The organism is Okeania sp. (assembly GCF_983059655.1).
Genome location: NZ_CEZPJD010000778.1, coordinates 1 through 3731, shown reverse-complemented (window position 1 = coordinate 3731; position 3731 = coordinate 1). Strand labels below are relative to the sequence as shown.

Annotated in this window: 3 protein-coding genes; 1 reads left to right on the top strand and 2 read right to left on the bottom strand. The window is 34.3% G+C overall.

The features are described from left to right. Nucleotides 1–43: 43 nt before the first annotated feature. Nucleotides 44–277 (bottom strand): hypothetical protein, encoded by a 234-nt coding sequence (locus AC3DU7_RS28260; RefSeq protein ID WP_488042583.1) that lies wholly within the window; start codon nucleotides 275–277, stop codon nucleotides 44–46. A gap of 170 nt (nucleotides 278–447) precedes the next feature. Here AC3DU7_RS28260 and AC3DU7_RS28255 point away from each other — a divergent pair, with 170 nt between their 5' ends. Next, nucleotides 448–1911, top strand: coding sequence for a hypothetical protein (locus AC3DU7_RS28255; RefSeq protein ID WP_488042582.1), 1464 nt, complete (start codon nucleotides 448–450; stop codon nucleotides 1909–1911). 594 nt (nucleotides 1912–2505) lie between these two features. Here AC3DU7_RS28255 and AC3DU7_RS28250 read toward each other — a convergent pair. Further along, nucleotides 2506–3731, bottom strand: a 1226-nt coding sequence (locus AC3DU7_RS28250) for a recombinase family protein (protein ID WP_488042581.1), incomplete at its 5' end; no start/stop codon positions are given.

The following is a 3731-nucleotide window of genomic DNA, read 5'->3' as shown; positions in this document are numbered from 1 at the left end:
TCTTTCAAGGAGAGGTAATTATTCATTATTCATTATTCATTATTCATTGTTGAAGCTTATTATACAGTTGATTGAAACTTTTTAGTGGCTTCCCATTAACCAGCAATGGTTTCACACCAGGCTTGTTTTTAGCTAGAGCAACTAATCTATCAATCCCTAAATCTATTCCTGCTAAATATGTTGACTGTATTTGTGGCCTCCTAGCTTTTTCATACACAACTTCAATTACATAGCAGTTAGTAGCAGGTACTACCCTCACTTCAACTACAGTATCCACAACTACAGGTATACAGTTAATTATCCCTAATAATGATAGTATAGTTCTGAAATTTAGGTAGTGATGTGAGTTTTTGTCATCCCTTCTGTATAAGAATAGATAGGGTAAAAATTACTAGCTATACATCAACCACCGAAATTTATATTCTCCTATTAACTAATCGAATCAATATGAACTTACCTGTAATTTTAGATATTGCCATTGGTTTAATTTTTATTTATCTGATTTTTGGTGTACTAGCTAGTGAAGTTCAATCAATTTTAACAATAGTTTTGCAATGGCGAGCCACCCATTTAAAAAAATCAATTGAAGAGTTAATTGCTGGTGAAACTCATATCGGCAAAAATAATTCTAAATCTAGTAAAGAAATTGAAAAAGTACAAAAACTAACTAATTCTTTGTATCAAAATCAATTAATTAAAAACCTTAACTATAGTGGTGGCAAAGGTCCATTAGAAAGAGTATTTCGGAAAATAATTCATATGCTTGGTAATTTAAGTCGAGCTGTAACTAGAATTAATAATGTTTTTGATGTAGAAAAAACTGCTCCTTCTGCTATTCCGTCAGATACATTTGCTGCCAGCTTAATTGATACTTTGAAGCTGCAAGAATTAATGCAAGTGCTTAGTGAGGATAAATTAAGAGATTTTACTGATAATATTTTGCTAGATATCAAGAAAATATTAGATAAATTGAAGATAGAAGACACCAGTAAACAGAGAAATCTTCAGGCTGAATTTGAGAATTTGCATCAAGGGTTGAACCAAAATCTTCAGGATTATCAAAACAATTTGGCAAATCTTGATTTAACATTAGATAGAACTTTAAATAAGCTAGATTTATACACAAAAAAATCTCTGAAATTTTTGCCTGATATAGATCATAAAGAATTTAGTAGCCAAATAAATTTAGTCAAACAAGTATTAGAAAATCCCCATGAAAGAAAAGTTTTAGTAACTGAAATGGAACCAAGCTCTTCTAATTTATTAAAGTTTTTGAGAGAGATAATGGAAATGGGAAAAACTGTACAAGCAGATTTGCAAAGTAATAAGAAGGAAATTCACCAAAAAGCTCTTGAAATGATTGAATTATTGCCTGAATCTTTACAAAAAAGTTTATATATTTTAGCAAAACAAGCGACAACAAAAATTTCAGCAACAGGTAATGCTTTATATCAGTTTCAGAAAGAAATTGAGAGATGGTTTGATAGTGGAATGGAAAGAGCGGCTGGTGTTTATAAGCGTAATGCTAGAGGAGTTGCTTTTTTGATTGGTGTTACTATTGCTATAGCTGCTAATGTTGATACATTAAACGTGGTTGATAATTTATCAAAAGATTCTTTAATGCGGGCAACAATTAATAGTTATTCCCAGGAGTTAATCGATAATAATTCTAATCCAAGTGAGCTAGAAATAGGTGATATTCAAAATCAGGTAAATGTAGCATTAGATAATTTAGAATTACCTATTGGTTGGGGTCAAAAACAAAAAAATAATACCTCAGAGAGTCAATCAATTAGTTATTTAGAAGGATTAAAAAAAATATTGGGTTTGCTAATTAGTGGCATAGCTATATCTATGGGGGGTAATTTCTGGTTTAATTTATTAGAAAATATTTATAAGATTAAAAAATGAATTATTGAGGAGACAGGAGACAGGAGACAGGAGTCAGGAGGGAAGAAAGAAGAAGAAAGGTAAGCATTCAGCCATCAGCTATTGCTTTTAATTTCAGATGAAAACTTTATTAATTGAGTCAGAATTTATACTTACTATACAAAACTAGACATCTCCATAAAAGAGGGATTAGGGAGTAGGGAGTAGGGAGTAGGGAGTAGGGAGTAGGGAGTAGGGAACCCACCCCTAACCCCTCTCAGGAGGGGAAATAATTGACAATTTATGTACCATAATTGATTTGATTTTTTATTATTGGAGATGTCTACTGGCTAAAACAGTCTATAGAACCCATTTAGTATCTTCATAAATATGTGCGTTTTTTTAGCTAGGAATCAGGAGACAGGAGACAGGAGGTAAGAGGGAAGATGTGGGGAGAAATAATACAAAAAATTCAACACATCTTCTTCATATTTTTCCTCAAAATTGATGCGCTAAAAGACTTGACTACCATAATTATATAGATCTCAAATGGGTTCTATATTCATTAAAACCCCCTTTATAGTATTACGACTCAGGCAACGCCAAATTTTTTTTCTTCCCTCTTCCTTCTTCCTTCTAAAAAATAAAAATAACTTGTAAATGCCAATCTAAATCTTGACGAATAATTTCTATTCTACTGATAAATTCACGCAAGTAAAATCTCCTTTCTGACTCTGATAAATCCCACCAAAATTGAGTTATGCAAACCGCTTTAGCAGTTTCTAATAAATTGACTGGTGGTAACTGGTTAAGTTGACTTTGTAATTGAGCAATTTCTGTTCTAATTTTGTAGGTACGGAGTTCGGCAGTTTCTTGGTCCAAAATACCATTTGTAGTGAGATTTGGTAATTGAAAAAGAATGTCTTCCTTCTCAGAAATATCTTGTTTAATTTTACTCTTAATTCCGCCCATATTTTGCATTTCTAAAGCAGCGATCGCTGATGGTAAATCTCGACAAATTATTTCTATAGTTTCTGCCAAAATTTGTTGATAATTTAAAGCTTTACATTTTGGTTTGCGGGAACAACTTTTGGGGCGCAAATAAAGATATTCTTTCTCTTTGCGAAAAGTAGTAACTTTTGCAGTAATCATTGGAGACTGACATTCTTTACAAAAAACTAAACCTGCCAGAGAATGGGGAGCGCTGGCAGTGCGCGGTGGCATTCGCCGATTGCGTCGGAGCAAACGTTCGACTTGAGCAGCTTCTTCTCTAGAAATTATAGGAAGATGAGTATTGGATATAACTTCATTATTTTGATATTGTAAGTCACCACGATAAACGGGGTTAGTTAACCAACGTCGCCCAGTGGTAACAGAGATTTTTTTGCCATATTTTTTCTGAATATGACGCACTGCACCCCGCAAGGAAGCAAACAGAAGGAAGTTTTCAAAGAATTCTTTGACAACGGGGGCAGCACTTCTGTCAAGGGTGTAACGGTCTTTACCTCGGCGATATCCGTAGGGTGCTTTACCTGGAGGCGGTATTGCTTTGATGCGGTTGCGGGCATGGGCAGTGCGAATTTTGCGACTATGTTGGTTTTGGCGTATTTGGTTGAGGAGTCTGAGTAGGTCTATTTTGCTTGCTGAGGTGCTACTTGGTGAATTGGGGTTAATGTTGATATCTGAGTCTAGGGGAATAATTTGGATGTTGAGAGATTCGAGTTGGTTGAGGCGATCGCATACTTCTTCTACAGAGTCTCCTAATTCTTCTAGTTTACGAATTAAGAGATAATTAACTGCCTGAGTTTGGGAGTCGAGTAGGAGTTGTTGGAGTTGTTGGCGATCGCCTAAGTCGTGATAAA